The sequence below is a fragment of the Steroidobacter agaridevorans genome, from assembly GCF_009932555.1.
GTDB classification, from domain to species: Bacteria; Pseudomonadota; Gammaproteobacteria; order Steroidobacterales; family Steroidobacteraceae; genus Steroidobacter; species Steroidobacter agaridevorans.
Window position 1 is genome coordinate 635,700 of record NZ_BLJO01000003.1, and the last position, 17,336, is coordinate 653,035.

General features: G+C 60.2%; 11 protein-coding genes and 1 pseudogene. 5 read left to right on the forward strand and 7 right to left on the reverse strand.

Going from position 1 to position 17,336, the window contains the following annotated elements; genetic code table 11:
• Positions 1-335 precede the first annotated feature (335 nt).
• On the reverse strand, positions 336-1,916 hold the full coding sequence (locus GYH35_RS13610; RefSeq protein WP_161828713.1) for an arylsulfatase: 1,581 nt from the start codon (positions 1,914-1,916) through the stop codon (positions 336-338).
• A 325-nt stretch (positions 1,917-2,241) separates the two neighbouring features.
• Here GYH35_RS13610 and GYH35_RS13615 point away from each other — a divergent pair, with 325 nt between their 5' ends.
• The 3 genes from GYH35_RS13615 (at position 2,242) to nhaA (ending at position 5,085) form a co-directional block, all read left to right on the forward strand.
• The gene (locus tag GYH35_RS13615; RefSeq protein WP_161828714.1) at positions 2,242-2,886 is read left to right on the forward strand and encodes an RNA polymerase sigma factor; all 645 of its coding nucleotides are present in this window, start codon (positions 2,242-2,244) and stop codon (positions 2,884-2,886) included.
• Positions 2,883-3,488 (forward strand): cupin domain-containing protein, encoded by a 606-nt coding sequence (locus GYH35_RS13620; RefSeq protein ID WP_161828715.1) that lies wholly within the window; start codon positions 2,883-2,885, stop codon positions 3,486-3,488. The genes GYH35_RS13615 and GYH35_RS13620 overlap by 4 nt, the downstream gene beginning before the upstream one ends.
• A gap of 247 nt (positions 3,489-3,735) precedes the next feature.
• A complete protein-coding gene (gene nhaA / locus GYH35_RS13625) occupies positions 3,736-5,085 on the forward strand; it encodes a Na+/H+ antiporter NhaA (protein ID WP_202624308.1) in 1,350 nt (449 codons plus the stop codon).
• On the opposite strand, the gene GYH35_RS13630 is transcribed toward nhaA, so the two are convergent.
• The 6 genes and pseudogenes from GYH35_RS13630 to imuA all read right to left on the reverse strand — a co-directional run bounded on the left by GYH35_RS13630 (position 5,082) and on the right by imuA (position 13,515).
• Positions 5,082-6,464, reverse strand: a complete 1,383-nt coding sequence (locus GYH35_RS13630; RefSeq protein WP_161828716.1) for a DUF2254 domain-containing protein — start codon at positions 6,462-6,464, stop codon at positions 5,082-5,084. The genes nhaA and GYH35_RS13630 overlap by 4 nt on opposite strands.
• 136 nt (positions 6,465-6,600) lie before the next feature.
• On the reverse strand, positions 6,601-6,915 hold the full coding sequence (locus tag GYH35_RS13635) for a LapA family protein (RefSeq protein WP_161828717.1): 315 nt from the start codon (positions 6,913-6,915) through the stop codon (positions 6,601-6,603).
• A 681-nt stretch (positions 6,916-7,596) separates the two neighbouring features.
• Positions 7,597-8,007: pseudogene (locus tag GYH35_RS34915) on the reverse strand (arsenic resistance protein); the annotation flags it as partial.
• A gap of 184 nt (positions 8,008-8,191) precedes the next feature.
• Entirely contained in the window at positions 8,192-11,266 is a 3,075-nt protein-coding gene (locus tag GYH35_RS13650; RefSeq protein WP_161828719.1) for an error-prone DNA polymerase, read from the reverse strand.
• 3 nt (positions 11,267-11,269) lie between these two features.
• Entirely contained in the window at positions 11,270-12,880 is a 1,611-nt protein-coding gene (locus GYH35_RS13655) for a Y-family DNA polymerase (RefSeq protein WP_308683793.1), read from the reverse strand.
• 2 nt (positions 12,881-12,882) lie between these two features.
• The gene (imuA, locus tag GYH35_RS13660; RefSeq protein ID WP_161828721.1) at positions 12,883-13,515 is read right to left on the reverse strand and encodes a translesion DNA synthesis-associated protein ImuA; all 633 of its coding nucleotides are present in this window, start codon (positions 13,513-13,515) and stop codon (positions 12,883-12,885) included.
• A 466-nt stretch (positions 13,516-13,981) separates the two neighbouring features.
• Here imuA and GYH35_RS13665 point away from each other — a divergent pair, with 466 nt between their 5' ends.
• Both GYH35_RS13665 and GYH35_RS13670 read left to right on the forward strand, forming a co-directional pair.
• Positions 13,982-15,616, forward strand: coding sequence for a VRR-NUC domain-containing protein (locus tag GYH35_RS13665; RefSeq protein ID WP_161828722.1), 1,635 nt, complete (start codon positions 13,982-13,984; stop codon positions 15,614-15,616).
• Positions 15,617-15,698: 82 nt separating this feature from the next.
• Positions 15,699-16,664, forward strand: a complete 966-nt coding sequence (locus GYH35_RS13670; RefSeq protein ID WP_161828723.1) for an SOS response-associated peptidase family protein — start codon at positions 15,699-15,701, stop codon at positions 16,662-16,664.
• The last annotated feature ends 672 nt before the right edge of the window (positions 16,665-17,336 follow it).

Here is a 17,336-nt window from a genome sequence, read left to right on the forward strand (position 1 = left end):
CGAGTGGCGAGCGCAGTTCAACGAACGGGCGGGCTCTCCTGGTGCAGTGAAAGCGGGCTGACAAGCACTGGAGGCAAACATGCTTTGACGGTTCGGAAGTCGGGCTGTCAGCTGGTCGGATCAGGTGGCTTGGTCGCAATGATGCCCTTCCTCCTGTCGGCGTCGCCGGGCCGACAGCTGCAATCCTCGGCGGCGCAGTAGGTAACAAGGTCGGACCTTCGCATACTCAGCGCGGAGGACGTCTGCTAGTCGCGTCGACGATAGTTGGGCGACATCCCAGAATCGCAGGTTGTATCGGCTATATCGCTGATTCAGGAGCATCGAGACTCGCGCGATCAGTTGCCTACCGGCAGGCCGATATTGAATCCCTGCTTCGCAAGTTGTGTGCGGACGTGCTCGAAACGTTGATAGCGCGTGAGCGTGATCGGGCCCGTATAGCTCTCGCTCTGCAACTTACGCGGCGGATATTTCGCGTAGGTCTTCATCAATTCCTGGATGGCGCCATTGATCGACACGAGCGTCCAGGTGTGCTCCGTATAGTTGTTCATGAAAATGTCATAGCGCTCCTGCGGATCCTGCCAGAGGTCGAACACCTGAGGTACGGTAGCGACGTAGGCGTTTGCGCCTTTCCAGCCCAGATTGCTGTCGACGGCCAGGCCGCCCGTTCTCGCGCCATCATCGCCGCGCAGGTTGAAGACTGCCTTGTAGTTACCGACGCGCGCTGCGCCTGGAGACAGTTCGTCTTCCGTGAAGTAGAACCAGCTCTTGCGCTCGCTTTTGCCGGTGCCGAACAACACCGGTGACATGTCGTAGCTGTCGAAGATGATTGGCTCTCCTTCGCGATCCATTTTCGGCAGGTCTACACCGGCCAGCGCTGCGAACGTCGCCATGTAGTCCAAGCCACCGACGATGTCCGAATTTCGCGATCCTGCCTTGATTCCCGGTCCCCACGCGATGGACGGGACGCGATTGCCGCCTTCGCGCACCGTACCTTTGGTTCCGCGGAAAGGCGTGAATCCGGCATCCGGATAGACATCCTGCCAAGCACCGTTATCGGTGGTCCAGAACACATAAGTGTTGCCCTCGAGTCCCAGCGCACGGATCTTGTCCATGATGCGGCCGATTCGTGTGTCGTTCTCCACGACCGAATCGGCAAACTTCGATTTCGACAGCGACTTGCCCTTGAACTCGGGCGCCGGCATGTTCGGCTGATGGACCTTCATGAACATCACGCTCATGAAGAACGGTTCGGTGGACTTGGCGTTGCGATCGAGGTATTCGAGCGCGGCCTTCTCCACATATTCGTCGAAGAACGGAATGCCGACGACACCTTTGTTCGGGGTGTTGACGTACTGACCGTTGACCTTGAACTCTTCCTTCGCTTGCTGGCCCGCGTTTCCCGAGAGCGCCCCTTTCGTTACCTTCTCGAACATCTTGCGCAGTTCCGGATCCATATCGGGGAACCATTCCGGATCGGCGTAGGTGTAAGCGTTGAGGTGGTACAGGCCCGCGTACCTCATTTCGTCATAACCATGTGCGTTGGGCAGCGCGTAGTCCGACTCGCCCAGATGCCACTTGCCGGTGAAGAATGTTTTATATCCCGCAGTCTTGAGAACAGAAGCGAGCGTCCACTCGGCGGCTGGCAAGCCTCCGCCCTGTCCTTGAAACGCGACCGTCGTCATGCCACTGCGGTTCGGGATGCGGCCTGTCAGCACGGCCGCGCGACCCGGGGTGCAGCTTGGTTGCGCGTAGAAGGACATGAATTGCATACCCTCGGCAGCCATGCGATCGATATTCGGGGTCGGCATGCCGCGATTTTCGCCGCCGCCATAGACTCCAGCGTCTCCGTAGCCGAAGTCATCCGAGAGGATGAGAACGATGTTGGGTTTACGCTTCTGCTTGCTGGAAGTTGCCATGAGCCTGGACTCCTCGAACGGTCATCGATAGGTGCGCTGAGTCAAATGGTAGGCGCGAGCGCTACGAGAATGACATGAGACTCAGGGCGTACCATTACAGCCCGTCATACCTAGGTTTGAGATGGCTGCTATGGGCATGAAGTGGTCGACCTTCTCGAGGCTCGCGGGAATGCGATGCCGAACGCGAACAGCGCTGTCGCATTTGACCCGGCGATTCAGTCCCTGACATCGAAGCCCGGTTCTTCCAGTCACTACCGCATGAATGGTTTGCGGTACTCGCGGAATGACCTTGCGTAGAGCTTACGTACGAGGCACGATCCCGATTGTGAGTGTTGCGCCTACCAATCGAGCCACTGCGGGCAGAACGCCGACGCTCGGTGAGTTGCTGTACGCTGATCCAACGATCGCTCTTGTTTCTGAGAAGGAATGGCTGGCCCTCGTTCGTGCCATCTCGGCCGGGGACCAAGCCGCCTTGCGCACGCTCTCCGATAAAACGTTTCCTGTCGTATTCACTTACTTGATGCGGCTCACGGGCAATCGTCACCTGACGGATACGCTGATTCTCGACGTCTTTCAGATGGTGTGGTGCGAAGCGCCGGTGTTCGAGACGACGGAGGGACCGGTGCTTGGGTGGATCATGCGGCAAGCCCGGAACCTCGCGCTCACCCATGCAGGCAGTGATAGTTCAGCTCATGGCGATTCCGGTCAAGTCGCCACGGAAATGTCGGCCGACCCTGTTCCCAGTGGCGACAGCGACTTCAGTGCTCGAGCCAGCGCTCCACTCCAGAGAGCACTCGAGGCGCTGACGGTGGAGGAACGCCAGGCGATCGAGGCCACATTGCTCAATGGCTTGTCGTACTCGGAGTTCGCCACGCAGTGTGGGCAGCCCATCGGAACAATCAAGGGTCGGATCCGTTCAGGATGGGCGACGCTGCAATACGCTTTGCGCGCACGAGGTGAGGAAACATGAGCTCGCGATCGGAACGCACTCGATGCGGGCGGCGAGACCTGGTTGCCTCCTATGCGCTGGCTCTTCTGGACAGCAATGAAGCCGAGTTGATGGCTGCGCATCTGACCGTTTGCCCGGAGTGCCAGCAGGAGTACCACGCGGTAGGTGGGCTCACCGATGCGTTGAGCGCTCGGCGCGTGCAGGAGCTACCGCTTCCAACTCCGCTGTGGGAGCGCTTGCTGGAACGTATTGCCCATGTTCCGCAAAGGAAGATGCCATCGTCAGCCGCGTCCGCAGTGACCTCATCTGTCGCACAGGGTTGGCAAGAACCTCTATGGAACGAGGTTGCTCCTGGCATTACCTGCAAACTATTGTCGATGGATGCCGAAAAGGATCGTGTGAGTATGCTTGTACGGCTCGCCCCAGGCATCTCTTATCCCCCGCACAGTCACGCAGGCCTGGAAGAGTTGTACCTGCTGGAGGGGGAGCTGTGGATCGAGGATCGTAAACTTCAGCCAGGGGACTACAACAGGGCCGAGGTCGGCACTTCAGATCAGCGTGTCTGGAGCGAGTCGGGATGCATGTGCCTACTGATTACTTCGCCGCTGGACGAGCTCCGCTGACACTCTGCTGATGCACGGTTAGGGTATCGCGGATCCCTTCGACCTTCCGCATGTCGACGAGTCGACAGACTGGCTTCCCACTGGGCGCACCGGGCGCAGACCTGGAGCGCGTGTACTCGATCGGCGTGCGAATCGCATTCGACTGGCGACGTTGCTTCAGGCTAAATTGGCGCGGGTGCCGGGCGATTCGTTCCGGTAGGCAAAGAGGTTGGTCGGGCCGCCAGTCTCCTATTTGGAGCAATGTGTCTTGAACTCGCCCAACCGCGCGCAGGCGCCCGCCGCGCCTCAAATCCTGGCTGAACGATTCTTCGCCGCATTAGAGCGGTTCCTGCACATCGAGGCGGTCAGCGGCATCGTTCTGCTACTGGCGGCGGCCGCCGCATTGGGTTGGGCGAACTCTCCCTGGGCGGCGAGCTACGAGCATGTGTGGCACACCCCGATCAGCATCAGTATCGGCACATCCGCCTTTTCGCAATCGCTGCATTTCTGGATCAATGACGGACTGATGACGATTTTCTTTCTCGTCGTCGGCATGGAAATCCGCCGAGAAATTCATGAAGGCACCCTGTCCACCGCGGCGCTGGCGTCGCTCCCGGTGGCCGCCGCAGTTGGCGGCGTGGTCGTGCCGGCGCTGATTTATCTGGCCATCAACTCGGATCCGGCCTTACAGCACGGCTGGGCAATTCCGACCGCCACCGATATCGCGTTCGCGGTCGGCGTGCTGGCGCTGCTCGGACGCTCCATACCTGGCTCGATCAGAATCTTTCTGCTCGCGCTAGCCATCATCGACGACATCGCGGCGGTGCTGATCATCGCGATCTTTTATTCCAGTGGCCTCGACTACACCGGTTTGCTGGTGGCCGCGCTGGGCATTGCCATCGTGCTCGGCTTCCAGACGATCGGCATCGCTTCGGCGTTCTCGTATCTATTGCCCGGTGTCATCGTGTGGTACGGGCTGCTTCTGTCTGGGGCGCATCCAACGCTGGCGGGCGTAGTGCTCGGCCTGATGACACCGGTGGTTCGTCGCCGCAGGCGCGAACAGCCCGTGGAGGTCGCTACTCAGGCATTGAATGAGTTTGGCGCACGCTCGCAAGCAGCGACTGTCGATGAACGCGAATTGGTTTCGCCGCTGCATCGATTGGAGGAAGCGCAGCGTGACCTGTTGTCACCGGTCGTGCGCGTACAAGCCGCCTTGCATCCGTGGGTTGCGTTCGGTGTGATGCCGCTGTTCGCGCTGGCCAATGCGGGCGTTCCTCTTGCTGGCGCCAATCTCAGCGGCGCCTCGTTGAGTGTACTCGCCGGCGTCGTGCTCGCGCTGGTCTTTGGCAAGCCGATCGGCATTCTGCTCGGCAGCTGGCTCGCGGTGCGCAGTGGCTTGAGTCGCCTGCCGCCCCATGTGACCTGGCAGGGGCTGCTGGTGGTCGGCTGTCTGGGCGGCATCGGTTTCACGATGTCGATATTCATCGCGATGCTTGCCTTCGCGGATGCCCGCTTGCTGGCCGCCGCCAAACTCGGCGTACTGGTTGCCTCGTTTCTTGCTGCGGCGGTTGGCCTGTCCATCGGCCGCCTTTATGTACGAAGCGTGCGGTCGAGCTAAAGCCAGCGGTCTTGGCTCCATCCGCGGTCGCGCGACCAGAGTGTCGACGCGTCGGACGGGTCGGGGCGAGCTCCGCACACGGCGCCGATAGCACCGTGCTCCATCATCGTCGCGAAATTGTCATGGCGAGCGCGGATGTCCGCTAGATCGGCTGGGTTTTCGATGTTGCGTTTGGCGTCGTCCACGATCAAGTCCACGTGACGTTGCAGGCTCTGCCTGCGCGTCGTGTCGTGTTCACACCCCACGACCGCGGTGAGGACCTCCAACATCCGGATCAGCGTCGCGGCGCTGCCAGCGGCATTCTGGCGGATGAGATGAAACATCGAATCGGTCAGGCCGTCGTAGTTCACGCTCGGGACGATCAGCGCCGGCCGATCATTGCGCAGATGGACGCCAGTAGGCAGATGGACGCTCGCTACGTCGCACAGCGCGGCACCGAGACGATCGAGCACACTCATCGCGGTGTGGGGATCGTTGATTCCAGGCGAGAGCGCGCGAACGGCCACTTCGACCAGCTGTCGAATTTCCGATTCGAGGTCGGCTGAAGAGGCGCGCTGCGAGGACAATGCAGTCGCGTCGCGGATTGCGACGCCCGCGCCTTCGACGGCCGGCGTGACCAAGGCGATGACGGCGCCGGGAAACAGATATTCTCCGGGTCGAAGTAGCAGGCGGATCGCGGTCTCGTTGACCGCCGCCCAGTCGGCGAGGGTGTCGGCATCGAGTTGCTGCAGATAGCCGCGCCGATCATCGACGACTTCAGTGGAATGCAGCCAGAAGCTCGCTGGCGGTGGCGCGGGCTCGGGATCTGCGACGGTGAGGCGTGCGATCGCCTTGCGAACTTCGGTTCCGACCAGGTCGATGACGGAGTCGACGTTGATGCGGCCCGCCATATGACCAACGAAAAACACCAGCGTCGCCACGCAAAAGAACGCCAGAAGAATTCCCACGCTCAGTGCCAGATGCGGCACGAACTCGCCTTCGCTCTGCGTACGAACCGAGCGCAGTACCATCATCGCGTAGGAGAATGTGCCGAGAAATGCACCCAGTGTGATCTGATTGCCCCGATCACGGGTGAAGTTCTGCAGCAGCCGTGGGCCCATCTGACCGGCCGCCAGCGACAGCGCGGCGATCGTGATCGAGAACACGGTGCCCGCGACGCCGATCGTAGATGCCGCCACGGCCCCGAGCAAAGTGCGCGCGCCGGTGCCGCCGCCGTTGTAGAGCCAGTTGCCTTGCAGAATCCTGCTCGAGATGAGCCCGCTGCGATCGACGGCGATCAAGGCGAACGCCGAGAGAATGCCGAGGATCACCATCGCAGCCGGCAGCAGCCAGAAAGCGTTGCCTAGCGCGTACAGGAGTTTGCGGAGGCGGGCGGTCAATTCGACACGTCAGGGCGATTGATTGAGGCTGTGCCACTCACCAACCGGCGTGTCCGATACGGCGGCGGCCCGGTAAGGTGCGGAGGGTCCGGCGCGAGGGGTTGTCTTTGCGCCGGCGCCAGCCCGCTCCCCCGCGTCATCGGCCGTCCGGCCGAGTTGCCGGTGCGGCGTCGAAGGGTACGCGAGTTGTGCGCGCCTTACGTTCGATGTCGTTCGCCTCCATGGCAGCGAGACGACTTTGCAACTCACGGGTGGCATTGCGACGGCGGTACAGCAGCGGTGCGAGCACGGCAAGACCGACCAACAATCCCATGCTGAGACACAAGATCATGATGACCGCGAGCGACGCCCGCACCTGCCACCACAGCAGCGATACTGTAGCAACGTCTGTGTTTTGAATCGCGAATATCACCGCGAACACAGCGACAACAACCAGAGCGATGATTCGCATGTCAGGTCCTGTTTGCAGCAAAAGAGCTGTCATGGCTCGCAAAGCGAGTGGTGATCCTTAACGTTCCCGCATTCCGAGTGTTCCGGAATGGAGTCACGGCGCGTACGCCGCTACCGACAAGCCGGGAGAACAGCTCGCTGTTTCCAGGCGCAGGAAAAACAACCTCAGTCGTCGTGCTCAAGAACCTTCCGAGTGATCTATGCTCGGCGCGACAGCACTTTCGAGGGATCATCACCGTCACCAAGGACGACTCCACGACGCCTATCTCGATGTGCCGCTGACGCTCTGTTCGCATTCTTCCACGATCTGGGCTATGAGTACCCAGTCCGCTTGCGCTACGCGACAAGGTTGATGTGAGCGTGAGCTCCCAGCGTCCGTCGCTAGCAAAGAACTCTGGCAGCGGTGTGGGATCGAGGTTGATAGTCAAGCTCGCTTCGGTGGCAGAAGGTAACTTTCCGGTCTCGTCAGGCGAGTTGCAACTGCGCATTGATGTGTTAGAGCCGAGAGCTGAGCGGCGTGCTTCACTCGGCATGAAAACCGCACACCGAAGGAGCCTGATCGATGGGGGACACGCGCCGCAATACGCCGGACCGCACGATTCTGCCGCTCCCTGAGCCGCAGAGCCCGCCCCATCACCGAAATCGATGCACGCAAGGCTAAGGCGCAACCGTTCGCTTCGATTCGACGTTTCACCGCGGGGCCGCGGTTGTACCAATCCATGTGTCTTCATGGTGAAGTGCACCACCGACAGCATGACCGGCACTTCGATGAGCACTCCGACCACAATGGCAAGCGCAGCCCCAGACTGTAGTCCGAATAGACTCACCGCAGCTGCAACCGCAAGCTCGAAGAAGTTGCTCGCGCCGATGAGTGCGGAAGGTGCGGCCACGCAGTGAATCTCACTGCTCACTCGATTCAGCCAGTAGGCGAGACCCGCGTTGAAGTAGACCTGCACTAGAATGGCACTGCTAGCAGCGCAATCACGAGCGGTTGCGCAATGATCTCCTTCCCTTGAAACCCGAACAGAAGCACTAGCGTCAGCAGCAGGGCCATCAGGGACATCGGCTGCAGGATCTCGAGGAGGCCCTTCAGACCCGTGCGTACGCCGAGTTGCACAACCGAATGAAGCAAGCATGGCGTTGCATAGAGCTGTGGGCTTCAACTACATCGGAACATTTCAGTCGGTCGGGCGAAAATTTGACCGATGGCACGACGTTGCGTGGTTCCAGCGCAAACTCCGGGAAACATTGTCTGGGGAATAGGTGCTATGTTTGTCTCAGTGGAAATCACGTGACGGTACTCTGAGAACACCCAGCCAACGCGTGTGATCGAACAGCGCCAGCGCGACGACATTCTTGACGCCGCTCTCGTGTTGAAATGTTCCGCGAATCTCAAGGAGCGAGGCGCCAAGAAAAGCAGCTCTGTACGTTTGCGCTACCTGATTCCAAACGATGACTTGCACGATGCCGGTCTCGTCCTCGAGGGTCATGAATGTCGTGTGTTTGGCCGTGCTCGGGCTCTGGCGTAACGTGACCAATCCCACGAAGCGAACCTCAGCACCATTCTCCGACTCGAGCACCTGTCTGGCCGACAGAATATTGCGCCGAACTAATCGGTCGCGCAGCAACGCTACTGGATGCCGGCGCAGTGAAAGTCCCGTGCTGCGGAAATCTGCCAGAATGCTTTGCCCCTCGCTGGGCGCTCGGAGCAGCGGCATGGCTTCCTTGGGGGGCGCATCCGTCAGCAACGCGTAATCGGTTTCTACACCCGCGAGTGTCCAGGCTGCGTGATGACGATTGCCTGCCAGTGCAGAGAGTGCATTGGCGCCCGCCAACAGTTCCAAGTCGCGGCGCGCAAGCTCACTTCGACGGACCAGATCTCCCGTGTCGATAAACGGTCGTGAATGGCGCGCGCTGAGAAGCGCGGCCGCGCCTGTTTCACTCAAGCCTTTGACAAGGCGCAACCCCAGCCTCAACGCCGGCGCTTCGCCGGCCGTAGCCACCTCGAGCGTGCAGTCCCAATGACTTCGTATCACATCGATGGGGCGCACTTCGACGCCATGCTCTCGCACGTCGCGAATGATCTGCTGGGGCGAATAGAAGCCCATCGGTTGGCTGTTGATCAAACCTGCAGCGAAGGCGGCGGGGGAATGACATTTCAGCCAGCCACTAGCATAGGCGATGGCCGCGAAACTCGCGGCGTGCGATTCAGGAAAGCCATAGGCGCTAAATCCTTGTAGCTGTCGCCACAGCTGATCCGCGAACTGCTCACTGTAACCTCGCTCTCGAAGGCCGGTGAGCAACTTCTCGTGAAAGGCATCTAAGTTGCCATGACGACGCCAGGCCGCCATCGCTCGGCGCAGCGCATCGGCTTCGCCGAGCGTAAATCCGGCGGCGACCACGGCCAATTCCATGGCTTGCTCCTGCCAAATCGGGATGCCCAGCGTTCGTTCGAGCACGCGACGTACCGCCTCACTGGGGTAAGTGATGGGTTCTGTTCCCATACGCCGGCGCAAATAGGGATGAACCATATCACCGACAATCGGACCGGGACGCACGAGACCCACTTCCACGACCAGGTCGTAGAATTGGCGTGGCTTCAGCCGCGGCAGCATCGACATCTGCGCGCGACTCTCAATCTGAAAGACACCGACAGTATCTGCGCGGCAAAACATCTCGTAGGTTGCCGGATCTTCGGTCGGCAGGGTGGCCATGGTGAGCGACTCACCGGTCGCACCGTTGTGAAGATCAAGCGTCTTTCGAATCGCGCTCAGCATGCCGAGAGCAAGCACATCGACTTTCAATAGTCCCAGGCTTTCCAAGTCATCCTTGTCCCACTGAATCACGGTTCGATCCTGCATGCTCGCGTTCTCGATGGGTACCAGTTCATCGAGGCGATGGGCGGCGATGACAAAGCCGCCGACGTGCTGTGAGAGGTGGCGCGGAAAGCCCACGATCTCTGCCACCAATTTCATTAGTCGCTCGATGAGCGGATTGCTGGCATCAAAGCCGACCTCGGCGAGCCACTTGGGGAGTTCCTGCGGATCGTCCGTTTCGCGCCGAGATAGCGCGCCGATCAATCGCTCGACTTGCAGAAGATCGAACCCGAGCGCCTTGGCGACATCGCGAAGCGCGCTCTTCAGACGGTACGTGATGACAGTCGCAGCGATGCCCGCTCGATGGCGACCGTAGCGCTGATACAAGTACTGCATGACCTCTTCACGTCGTTCGTGCTCGAAATCGACATCGATGTCCGGCGGCTCGTGACGCTCCTTGCTGATGAACCGCTCGAATAGCACGGACTGACGCGATGGATCGACGATCGTAATTCCCAGGCAATAGCAAACGACGGAGTTCGCCGCCGAGCCGCGCCCCTGACAGAGGATATGACGTTCGCGGGCGAAGCGGACCAGGTCCCAGACGGTGAGAAAGAAATGCTCATACCGCAGCTCCGCAATCAGCGACAACTCATGTTCGAGCAGCGTCTGAACTTTCGCGGGGATTTCTTCCGGCCATCGTTCCCGGGCGCCGTCGTACGCCAGCTTGCGCAGCCAGCTCGAGGCCGTGTGTTCATCTGGGACGAGTTCCGCGGGGAACTGGTATTTGATCTCGTCCAGCGAGAATCGGCACTGATCGGCGATGCGCACACTCTCCGCCAACCACTCAGCGGGATAGCGGGCGGCCAGCACTTTGATGGCGTGGAGGTGGCGATCGCGATTGGGCTCGAGCGCATACCCACACTGCGAGACAGGCAGGCGTAAACGAATCGCGGTCAGCACGTCCAAGAGGGGCTTTCGCTCGCGCTCGTGCATGAGCACGCCGCCGCAGGCGGTGATCGGTAGAGTCAGCGCGGCGGATAAGTCCCTTGCACGACGAACCTGCTCGCGATCATGTCCGTCGTGATGTAACTCCACCCCAATCCAGAGTCGCCCTGCATACTGTCCTTGCAGCCAATGACCATTCGCTTCATCGTTTTGTTGATCCGGCAGCCAGATCAAACAGCACTCATTCAGGGCGTCCGCTAGCCATGCACGCTCGAGCAGGTAGGTGCCTTTGATCGCCGCGCGTCGTGCTCGCGTGATCAATCGGCATAAGTTGCCATAGCCCTCGCGAGAGGCGGCTAAGACAACGACGGTTAGGCCATCGCTACAGGTAAGCGTGGCGCCTACAACCAAGTGGAGATGGGCTTTCTTCGCCGCCTCGTGCGCGCGAACGACGCCCGCGACACTGCACTCATCGGTAATGGCGATCGCGCGGTAACCGAGTGCCGCCGCACGCTCAACCAGTTCTTCAGGGAAGGAAGCGCCTCTCAAGAATGAGAAATTGCTCAAGGCGTGCAGTTCGGCGTACATCGCTCATCCAAACAACCCGTGCAGGAACCACTGATCACGCTTCTCCAAGTCGCGATAGATCCAGCACTGGGTGCCGTCCCGCTTTCTCGCCCGGTAGTAGGCGCGTCTCACGCTCAAGCCTTCCCAACTTTCCGCCTCGATGGTTTCCGGGCTGGACTCGATCTGGAAGCCACCCGCCTGATGCTCGCGCGTGATCGATTTCGGTTCGCGCAGCATCCACAAAGGGCGTCTAGGTAGACGAGGCGGTGTCGATACGGGGGCGAACTCCCGCGATGGCGTGGCTAAGCACTGCGCGCGTTCGGGCACGTGATGGCAGTGGACCGTCAATGCGCGGACTGCGTGCGCGCCGAAGCGACTTTGAAGTTGCTCGAGTAAGCGTGCCTTCATTTCCGAAGCGTCGGTAACCTCTCTGCGTGTCGCGGGATCCATCGCGAGCGGACGATTGCGTGCAGACGCAACGAGCAACCTGGGCGCATCGAGCAACACTTCACGTACCGGCGCACGTAACGCCAGTCGATCGAGGTGTTCGTGTAGCAGGCTTGCTAAGTGCGCGGTGTCAGCGGTCGGCTGTTGGAGACGCAGCGTGAGGGGCGTGGTGCCGTCACGATGTTTTAGTGTCACCGTGAGTTCATCGATCGAGCGGGTCGCACCGATGAGTGTCCTTTTCAATCGAGCAAGCGGCCGCTCGAGCATCTTTTCCAGCAACGTGGTCGTTTCGATCTCGAAATCGAGCAACACACGATGGTGGTAGCTCGGCGGTGTTGACCACCCGTGATGAAGCCATTCGGTGCGTCCCATGGCCTGCTGCAGCTCGCGCACGGGACCGGCACCAATGCGCCGCGCCAGGTCCTTGCGCGACAGACGCATCAAATCGCCGAGGCTGGTCACGCCGAAGCGTGCGAGTTGCAGCTCGACTGCCAGCGGCCACTGCAAGCTGGAGATGGGCAACGAGCTCAGCGTATCGGTGAGTTGACGCGGCAGGCATACGCACGGCGCGGTCGACGCTCGAGCGAGCCACTGTGCGCTTCGGGCCGTTGGAGCAAGGGCCACTTGCAAGGCGGCGTTGATGATGGCCAGATCCGTTTGTACGCGCTCGATGAGCGCGGCGGGTCCGCCGAAGAGCCGCAAACTGCCGCGGACCTCGAGGAGTACTTCGTTGGGCGGCTGCACGCTGACGGCGGACGTGTAGTTCAAGCACTCAGTAGCGATGTGCTCGAGCAAGTCTCTTTCAGTGCGGGCGTTACGCGAAACCAGCGTGAGCGACCCACAGAAGGCGATAGCGGCGTTCATACGATGACCCGGGCGCACACCGTGGCTCCATGCCCGCTCATCACAAGCCACGACGTGTTTCAGGCGATCATCTTCGATCACGGCCCACGCTGACGTGTCGAGTAGCGCTCGCCGCTCTGGCGGTGCTGTTCGGTACGCCGCTGCGAGCGACAGATTGGCAAAATGCAATGCCAGCCAGGCTTGCGCTCGTCGTCGTAAAGGGGCTGCGCGTGGCGAGTACCCTGGTGACGATTCGATGAATGCGGGTAAGGGTGCGACTGGCTGAATCGGTGGGACCGATTGCGCCGGCGCGTCGAATAACATCAGTTGGGCGGCGGCGGCCATGCTTATCGCTCCGCGTCGGACCGAACGATTCGCACGGTGCTGGGTCGTCGACCCTGCATCTTCAGAATCGAAAGATCGAGCGCGCCGGCGCTACTGCGCAGCGAAATGCGCAAGGTGGCGGGAGACGCAAGGCGTGCCTCACTCGTCGATCGGAACAACACGCCAACGCCGCGTCCCGTCATCGCCGCAAGCTTGAGTGTGCGAAGCGCCGCAGGTTTCAAGTGCCGAGCCCAAGCGATCACGGCGAGGCACGCGCCCGAGCGAAGTGCCTGCGTCATGGCCCATTGCAGGTCGCTCGGCTGAGGGATCGGGCAGACCCAATGATCCTCAGGCGTGAGACCACACTGTGTGAGTGCGGCGGCGTGTACATCGAAGGGCGGCGACAACCAGAGCACGATCTGTCGACCCGCGGTGTCAGCCACTAGACTGCGTCGTCGCAACAGGGCGAGCAGCAGTGTCAACTCGCCAATGCCATGCTCGTCACATAGCACTTCGATGAGGGCGGGCAGGGGCCAACCGCTGCCGAGGGCTCGATCGAGGGCCGCATAGCCGGTCGGGATGCAGTAATCCTGGGTCGAGGCGAGCGACTCTGCGCGCCAGAGCAGAGGAATGTCCGCGAGCGTCACCGTCGTCATCGATCACTCCCGCTCCCGTCGCCGCTGCGTGATCTTCGACCAGGACTGAATCGCAGGCATGCTCGAGGCAGTCCGTCGTGCATTCGGCCGATCTTCGAATGCGCGTGTCAACGCCACAGGATCCAGGCAGACGATTGTGCAGTTAGCGCAGTAGATGAATCGACTCGTGACCTGCGAGCCATCCGGACGCTTAACCACCACCGGCTGGAATACGGTGCCGTTGCAGATGGGGCAGCAGATGTGATCGGGCCGGTCCGGCATGGCAGTTAGAATGACTGTACAGATGTACAGATCCTAAATCGCATCGCCGCGCGGGGGAAGACGTGAGACCGGCAAATTCGTGGGTCCGGCCCCTAGGCTTCTGCTAACCGGCTGATCAGAGGCCAAATAAATTTTCAATGCACCGCGCACTGACTCGTGTCAGAGCGGCAAAACGGGTATGCTGTACATAAACCCAGGTTAACCCATGATCATGAGTGGCCCAGCGCTCACCGATGCCCTCTACTACTTGCGCAATTTCCGACAGGCCATCCAGTGGGTTGTCGAGCGCAATGACGACTTGCTCTCACCGGCGGAGCGGCAGTTCGCGGCTGACCTGAATTCGCTACCGATCGCCGCGCAAGCGCTATTGGCGCGGTTGTCTATGCGCCGGGGCGATCTGTTCCGTCAATCCAAGATTCGATACGCAGAGATCGATCCGCTTGCGGACGCGGTGCAGGCGTTGGCGGAGATGGGTTGGTTGGATCCACGGCCAGTGCTGGCGCTCCAAGAGGTGTTTCGACTGTCCACACGCGCAGAGCTGGGCATGCGATTCGGCGAGCGCATCGGGCGAATGAACAAACAAGATGCCTACGATGCACTCGTCGCAGAGCAGGGCGCCGACCGACCGTTCCAGGACTGGCTGAATACGAACGAAGCCGTCTATCACGTATCGATTGCGCCGTTGGTGCTGCAGTTTCGCCTACTGCACTTCGGGAATTTTTATCAGGAGTGGCACGAATACACGCTCGCGTACTTGCAGGTATTCAAGTACGAGCCTGTGCCACTCGATCTTGCGAGCCGGCCGTTCCAGTCGCGCGAAGACATCGAGTTCTTCTACGCACTGTATCGTTGCTACGAAGTCATGGGCGAGGGCGCTAAATTGCCGGAGGCACTGGAGATCTTGCCAAACGCGCCGCCTGCTCAAGACTGGCTGCGCCGACGCTGGGATCGATTGCGATATCACTTGGGGCAGATTGCGGAACGCGAGGAAGATCCTCGCGCAGCGCTACTGATGTATCGGGACAACACTCAGCCCGACGCACGCATACGTCAGGTGAGAGTACTGGAGCGTCTCGAACGCGATGAGGAAGCCCTGGTGACTGCGCGCGCATTGATCGAGGAACGCTCAAGCGAGCTGATCGTGCAGCGAGCGACGCGGATCGTTGCACGTATCGAGCGGCGCCAGGGCATAAAGCCAATGAAGCGCGCCGCGCAGGCTGCCTGGGTCTCAACCCGCTTGCGGTTGAGTCCTGATCCAGAGCGGCGCGTTGAGATGCTTGTACAGGAGCATCTGTCGCGGATTGACGCGCCGGTGCACTATGTGGAGAACAGCCTCATCTGTTCTCTGTTTGGTCTGCTGTGCTGGGAAGCCATTTTTCTACCGGTGCGTGGCGCCTTCTTCCATCCTTTTCAGTCGGGGCCCGCCGACCTTGGGTGTCCTGAGTTCGTGGCCCGACGCCGTTCCACCTTCAACCTGTGCCTGCAGCACCTGGAAACGGGAGAGCACGCGACGATCATTCTGCGCACATTCACTGAGAAGTACGGCACGAGCGCACCGTTCGTGCATTGGTTCGCCCTCGATGAACCGTTATTGCAGCTCGCCCTGACGTGCATCCCGGCGGAGCACCTGAAACTGTACTTCGCTCGGCTGCTCGATGATCTGAGCGAGAACGCAACGGGATTCCCCGACCTCGTGCAGTTTTTCCCCGCCACGCTCACTTATAAGTTGATCGAGGTGAAAGGGCCGGGTGATCGCCCGCAAGACAATCAGCGGCGATGGTTGAGTTACTTTGCCAGCCAGCAGCTGCCGGTCGAGGTGTGCCAGGTCACCTGGGCATAGCATTCGCGAGCGATCTGCCGGCTTGTGCGGGGGCGTACTCGTGGCATGATCAGGTTTCAAGCGTCGGATTTTGGGGTGGTGGATGTGTTACGCAGCGCTCGTCGCCGCGGATTTGCGTCGGTTGGAACGAGAATTTGGCATCAACATCGATTTTGCCGGCTTTCAGCGAGCCTACGAGGCACGCGCGGCAGACCCAAAGTCGTTCAAGATACCGATCGCCTTTGACCGGCAGTTTCTCGGCATGCAAGAGGAGGCCACCACCTCCATCGTCGCTGCCATCCATCAATACCGCAGTCAGCGTATCCCCGAATGGGAGGCGGAGATTGTGGATCTACATCGCCGCCACGTCGAGGCTCAGCAGAAGCTCGAGAAGAAGGAGACCAAGACGGCACAGAAGGAGCTGCAGGTGACTGCCAACAAGATCCAGCAGCGCCTGAAATGGTTGAATGACTTTCTTGATGCCGAGACGACGGAGGAGGACGAGATCGTCTATCCGATGCACTATGGTCCATTGATCATCGAGCGTGATGGTCAGCGAACATTGACGCCCATGCGATATCACTGTCGATTGCCGGGGCATGCGCCGGTGACAGATCATCGATTGCAAGGCAACTACAATGCACGCCTCGATTCGCTCGAAGACTGGTGGCGCCCGGTCTTCGGGAAGAACCACGGCTTGCTCGTGTTAGATGGGTTTCGCGAGAACGTCAAACGACATGACATGCAGGGGCGGGTGTTGAGCGAGGGCGAGCAGCCGGAGAATGTCGTCCTTCAATTCAAGCCAAAAGATGCCACACAGATGTTAGTGCCTTGCATCTGGTCGCGTTGGGAAAGAGATGATGAAACTCTCTTTTCGATGGCACTGATCACAGATGATCCACCCGCGGAAGTGGCGGCGGCAGGCCATAACCGTTGCCCGATTAACCTGACTCGGGAAGCTGCGCTTGCTTGGCTCGGGCCCCGTGGTCGTAGCTCGGCAGAGCTGTTCGAGATATTGAGTCAACGGTACCGCCCGTATTACGAGCACAGAATCGCCGAAGCAGCGTAGTGCACCCATGTGCGGAGCATCTACAGCAAATGAGAAAAGGCGGAGGATTCACCCTCCGCCAGTAACGCACTACTCAACTTGGCGCCTTCTCCCGTGGCGACCAAGCGCAAGAGTGCCCGCAAGCGCAGGCCATCGTGAGTCGCAATTTCGCGTAGTCCTCGTGACATAAGTCACTGAGCCTTGAGGACACATTTGAGTCTCAGATGTGAGCAGCGTGAGCCCGAGAAATGGCAATCTCGCGCTGGCGGCGCTCACCCGATCGAGACTTCTACGGTGAGTACGGAAGTGAATCGCGACTCAATGTCTCAAATCAGCTCGTCGATGTTGCGGCCCCGAAGCCCGGACGCTGCTGGTTGAGCCACTGCGCGGCTTCACGGAGCGAAGCAACTCGTTTGGTGGTGTGATCGAAAGTTATGTCCCAGCCTTTACTTGCGACCAATCTCAAACCAACCCGATCCTCATTCTTATATAGGGTCTCCAATATCTCACTTATATCGAGGCTTCCTGTCGGCGCGGTGCTTGATAGCTCGGCCATTCGATCTCTGTACTTGGACAGGGGATACCGCTCTAGCATCTGCCCATGAAGCCATTGCGCGGCTTCCTTGAGATCGGCCGCTAGCGGCTCCGTCGCCTCATCCAACCTGACCTGCCAGCCACAGTCCCACTCATCGC